The 5,338-nt window shown below is 37.0% G+C and carries 4 protein-coding genes and 1 riboswitch; of the genes, 2 read left to right on the top strand and 2 right to left on the bottom strand.

Annotated features, from left to right (window positions below):
- Positions 1-481: 481 nt before the first annotated feature.
- Positions 482-1,303, bottom strand: coding sequence for a hypothetical protein (locus H626_RS0109685; protein ID WP_027109189.1), 822 nt, complete (start codon positions 1,301-1,303; stop codon positions 482-484).
- A gap of 106 nt (positions 1,304-1,409) precedes the next feature.
- A riboswitch (SMK box riboswitch) is annotated at positions 1,410-1,494 on the top strand.
- Between H626_RS0109685 and metK the strand changes: the two genes are divergently transcribed.
- On the top strand, positions 1,492-2,679 hold the full coding sequence (metK, locus tag H626_RS0109680) for a methionine adenosyltransferase (protein ID WP_027109188.1): 1,188 nt from the start codon (positions 1,492-1,494) through the stop codon (positions 2,677-2,679). (Overlaps the previous riboswitch by 3 nt.)
- A 52-nt stretch (positions 2,680-2,731) precedes the next feature.
- On the opposite strand, the gene mnmM is transcribed toward metK, so the two are convergent.
- The gene (gene mnmM, locus H626_RS0109675) at positions 2,732-3,295 is read right to left on the bottom strand and encodes a tRNA 5-(aminomethyl)-2-thiouridylate-methyltransferase MnmM (protein ID WP_027109187.1); all 564 of its coding nucleotides are present in this window, start codon (positions 3,293-3,295) and stop codon (positions 2,732-2,734) included.
- Positions 3,296-3,500: 205 nt separating this feature from the next.
- On the opposite strand from mnmM, the gene H626_RS11235 reads away from it, so the two are divergent.
- The coding region (locus H626_RS11235; RefSeq protein ID WP_156883309.1) for a LysM peptidoglycan-binding domain-containing protein at positions 3,501-5,338 on the top strand (1,838 nt) is incomplete at its 3' end.

Below are 5,338 nucleotides of genomic sequence, written 5' to 3'. Positions count from 1 at the left end.
TTCATCAAAACCTTCGTAACGAAAGTGGAGCAATGGCTCCATCACCGAATCAGGCAACTAATTTTAAAGAGATGGAAAAATCCACGTACTAAGATTAGCAGATTAATGCGCTTAGGTCTAGATATGGACAGTGCTAAGCGTATTGGCTACTCCAGAAAGAAATACTGGAGACTGTCAAAAACACCTGAGGTTCATTGGGTGCTTACAACGAAAAGACTCTACCGGTGGAACGTAGTTTCACTACGTAACCTGGCAGAGTCTGCTTACTTAAGATATTGAACCGCCGTATACGGAACCGTACGTACGGTGGTGTGAGAGGACGGTAAATAAATTAATTATTTACCTCCTACTCGATTATAGTCATCGAAAAAAGTATATACCTACTTGAGAAGATGATTACTACTCAAAGGAGCAAATACCTTTCTCATACCGTTATAGTAAGCAAGAGGATAAGTTCATCTTACTTACTGTATTTATTAAATTAAAGAATAAAGAAGGTCAATAGACTAATCAGTGTAACCCAACCAAAGAAAAATAAACGCAGATCCATTAAATTCTCAGTGGTAGAGGAGCGTACAATAGGACGAGCAAGGAGAACTAGAAGCAGACCAAGTAACGAGAACCAAGAAAATAAAATCCATAAAAGGGGAACACCAATAAGAAAGCATAAGGCTATGAGGATTCTACGAATAGGTAAAGAGAGATAGGAGTGGGGGTTGATTTTATCTTGCTGTTCAGCTGTTAAAATCAATTCGGCATCCTCTTGTGTTTCAATTCGTATTTGATTGGGCCATTTTCTAGCTTGTATAAGGATTAAAGGAAAGAGAAGAGGTAAAATCATCCAAAATAGTTCAACAGGGATAAAGCGGAGATGGACATAAAAAATGAGTACATTTGGGACAAGTGTTTTGAGTAAAGCAATTAAACTTATCGGAATGATTTTAGAAAAAAATTGGCGACTATAAAATTGACTATGAATTGCTAAACTATACAATAACAAAAGAACAAAAGACAAAAATGAGACATTAAAAAAATAGTACATTAACATCAATACCTGTATTCCTTCAAAAATTGGATGAAGCTGAGCAAATTGGACAGGATTGATTTCTGGAGTTTTGGCTAAACTTCTTTCGATTATCTGATGTACAAAAAGGAACAAAAATAAAATGAAGGTTGGAGCGCTTAGAAAAGAAGTGTAGTGCAAAGCGTATATTAATCCGATTAAAATGAAGAAAAAAGGTTCTAGAATAAATTGAATGATGCGATTAAATAATAGTGTTTGGATTGAAGGCTGAGTGTGCATTAGTTTAAAACTCCCTTATTATCAATTTGAGTCTTATCATAGCATAATTCTAATCTAAAAACCGTAGTTTTAGTAGGATATCCTCAAAGATTATGGTAAAATGAGAAAGGTTTGCAAATGGATTCCCGATAGGATCCGCGAGGAAGCGGAGAAGCCTTGTAACCGAAAAACTAGGGGGGAATAATTAAATGGAAAAGCGTTTATTTACTTCTGAATCTGTTTCAGAAGGACATCCAGATAAAATCGCTGATCAAATCAGTGATGCAATCTTGGATGCAATTTTAACAGATGATCCAGATGCACGTGTAGCCTGTGAAACACTCGTGACGACTGGGTTAGTATTGATTGCGGGAGAAATTCGAACAAATACTTATGTGGATATGCAAAAAATTGCACGGGAAACCATTCGAGAAATTGGATATACACGTGCAAAATATGGCTTTGATGCAGATACATGTGCCGTTTTGGTCTCTATTGATGAACAATCAAGTGATATTGCTTTGGGAGTAGATGATTCAACTGAATTTAAATCATCTAACGTAGATGAATTGGATAAGATTGGTGCTGGAGATCAAGGCTTAATGTTTGGCTTTGCAGTAAATGAAACGCCTGAATTGATGCCTTTACCTATTGCATTAAGCCATCTACTGACTCATCGAATTGCTGAGGTGCGCAAAAAAAGAATCGTACCATATTTGAGACCAGATGCAAAAGCTCAAGTAACAGTGGAATACGACGAAAATGATAAGCCAAAACGAATTGATGCAATCGTTGTAAGTACACAACATCATCCAGACATTGAATATTCTAAACTAAAAGAAGATGTAATGAAACATGTAGTTCGATATGTGATTCCAGCAAAATTTTTAGATAAAGATACAAAATATTACATCAATCCAACGGGTCGCTTTGTTGTGGGTGGGCCACAGGGGGACGCAGGCTTGACAGGGCGTAAAATCATTGTGGATACCTATGGAGGGTATGCTCGTCATGGCGGTGGCGCTTTTTCTGGTAAAGATCCGACAAAAGTTGACCGCTCTGCCAGTTATGCTGCACGCTATATAGCAAAGAATATTGTTGCAGCGGAATTAGCTGAAAAATGTGAAGTTCAACTCGCATATGCAATTGGTGTGGCACAACCGGTTTCTATCTCTATTGATACGTTCAAGACGGGCAAGGTTTCGGAGGATGATTTAATCCAAGCAGTCAGAAAACATTTTGATTTACGACCTGCTGGAATTATCCAAATGTTAGACTTACAGCGTCCAATTTATCGCCAAACGGCAGCGTACGGACATTTTGGTCGTACGGATATTGAGTTACCTTGGGAAAAGTTGGATAAAGTTGATGTGCTAAAACAGTCACTTAATCAATAAAGTAAAATAAACAAGCAAAACTCCCCCCTTTTTAGAGGAAGTTCTGCTTGTTTTATTTTTTTTCAATGGCAAGTAAAAAGGGAGGAGAATTGACTTGATTGATAAATTTATAAGATAGTACAGTGTATTCTTTTTGTGGGAGAGTTTTCACAAAGGAAATGACCGCATCTTTTTCGTCTGTTCCACCGGAATGACCGTAATAAACCATGATGAGAATAAAACCTTTTCTGGCAAGCAGAGGGAGGATTTTTTCAATCGCTTCGACTGTAGTAGAAGGATGAGTAATGATCTCTCTGTTGCCTTTTGGTAAATAACCTAAGTTGAATACGGCAGCTGTAACGCTCTCTGGGGATAAATCTAGCTGGTCAACCGTCTCATGGCCTTGATGATAGAGGGAAACTTGAGTAGTCAAACCTGTCAAGAGCAATTTTGTTTTCGTCTCTTCAAGTCCTTGAGATTGGATGTCGAAACCAATGACTTTGCCAGTCTTCCCGACTAACTGTGCCAGGAGAATGGTGTCGTTTCCGTTTCCGACCGTCGCATCGATTACCGTGTCCCCAGGAACGACGATTTCTTTTAAAAAAGCATGCGTCTGTGAGAGAGCAGTTTTTAACATAGAAAAAACTCCTTTGCATATCTATTGATTTTTTTTAGTATAACATAGGCAAAAAAATTCAAATCATTAAATAAAGATTGTTTTTAATTACAGTTTAATGACATCGTATGTTTTGGCGATTCAAATGGTTACATTTTTATTAATTAATAGGTATACTTGAGAGCAGAGATACATGAATTATCTCTGTTTTGAAAGGAGACTTACAATGTCAACATCTTTTAATTGTTTTCGTCATTCGAATGTCACTTTACATAATAAAACTATAAAACTAAATAAGAAAACAACAATCAGCACTGGGGTACTTGTCGGCATGCTCGCATTTCCACTAGTGGCTCCTACCGTACAAGCAGAAGATGCTGGAACAACTGAGCAAACTATTAATTTGGAAAAATGGATTGCTGAGTATGAAGAAGCATCAGTAGTAAATGAAGAAGGGACCATTGAAGCAGTTGAAGGAGACGTAATAGCAGATACTACTCATACAGAAGTGAGTGTTTTAGATGATGAAACAATAGAATTAGTTCGTTTACAACTCGTAAGAGAATTAACTTCCGTTTTGGATGGGGAACTATTTTCTGAAGAAGAATTAAAAGCAATGAGTTTGGAAGAATTAATAGAACTACATAAAGGTACTGCTCAAGAATTAAGTGAGACAGCTATTCTTTCTGTAGAGTCACCTGAAGTTACAGAGGCGGAACTTACTGCTGAAGAAAAAGGAACTGATGATACTGATTCTGAAGAAGGCATAGAAGTTGTTGACTCTGAAATAATTGGATCCGAAAAGGAAGAAGCAGTTTCAGAGACAACCGAAGTCATTCCAAATGAAGAAGTTGAAACAGCAGAAACTGCAACAGAGGAAAAAATAGCAGAAGAAATGATAGAAGAAGTAGTAACAGAAGAAGTAGTAACAGAAGAAAATAGTTCAGAAAACACAGAAGAAGTTGTGAAAGAAGTAGTAGACGTAAAAGTAACTGTTACGTATATTGTCAAATCTGGTGATACATTAGATAAAATAGCTGTGAGCTATGGTACGACTGCAAATCAAATAGCCACGTGGAATAAGCTAGCTAATAAAAATATTATTCAGGTTGGGCAAAAGTTAATCGTTCAACAGGGAACAACTACTGAAGATACTGTTACTAACGAGGAACAGCTTGAAGAAATAGAAAAAAAACAAACACCTAAAGAGTTTATCAATTCAATCGCTTCGGCTGCTAAAGAGGTTGCCGGCAATCATAATTTATATGCTTCTGTAATGATTGCACAAGCTTCTCTTGAAAGTGGATACGGGAAAAGTTCTCTTTCTTTAGCACCCAATCATAATATGTTTGGAATCAAAGGAAGTTACAACGGACAATCGGTCACAATGTACACAAATGAGTATTCCAATGGAAAATGGATTAGAATACCACAAGATTTTAAAAAATACCCCAATTATCAAGCGTCCTTTGAAGATAACGCTCGCTTATTGAGGAATGGATTATCGTGGAGTCGCCAATTTTATTCTGGAACCTGGATTGAAAACACGACAAGCTACCGAGATGCTACTAAGTGGCTAGAAGGACGTTACGCAACTGATCCAACGTATGCTGCTAAATTAAATAACATTATCGGATTATATAACTTAACACAATACGACAGTGTGAAATCACCAGAAAAACCAATAGAAGTACCCACAACTCCTGAAGAAAAACCAGAAGTTCCAACAGGAGAAACTATTGCACATAAAGTAGTTTCTGGAGATTCACTTTCTAGGTTAGCAGCTACTTACAAAACAACAATCAATGCAATTAAATCATATAATAATTTGCAGTCTGATACAATTTATATTGGAGCAACCTTACAAATACCAGTGGCCAATATAGAAACTCCAAATCAAACTGAACCAGAAGTACCAGTTGAAAAACCAGAAATCCCTAACGAAAATCAAGAAGGAAGCATTGGAATCAGCTATACAGTCAAATCGGGCGACACATTGTCCCAAATTGCCGCTCGCTACGATACGACCGTATCGACTATTAAAACAATGAACAAATTGTCTTC

Origin of the sequence: Lacticigenium naphthae DSM 19658, assembly GCF_000425865.1 — a bacterium.
Classification (GTDB): domain Bacteria; phylum Bacillota; class Bacilli; order Lactobacillales; family Carnobacteriaceae_A; genus Lacticigenium; species Lacticigenium naphthae.
This window is presented reverse-complemented; position numbering and strand designations above follow the sequence as displayed.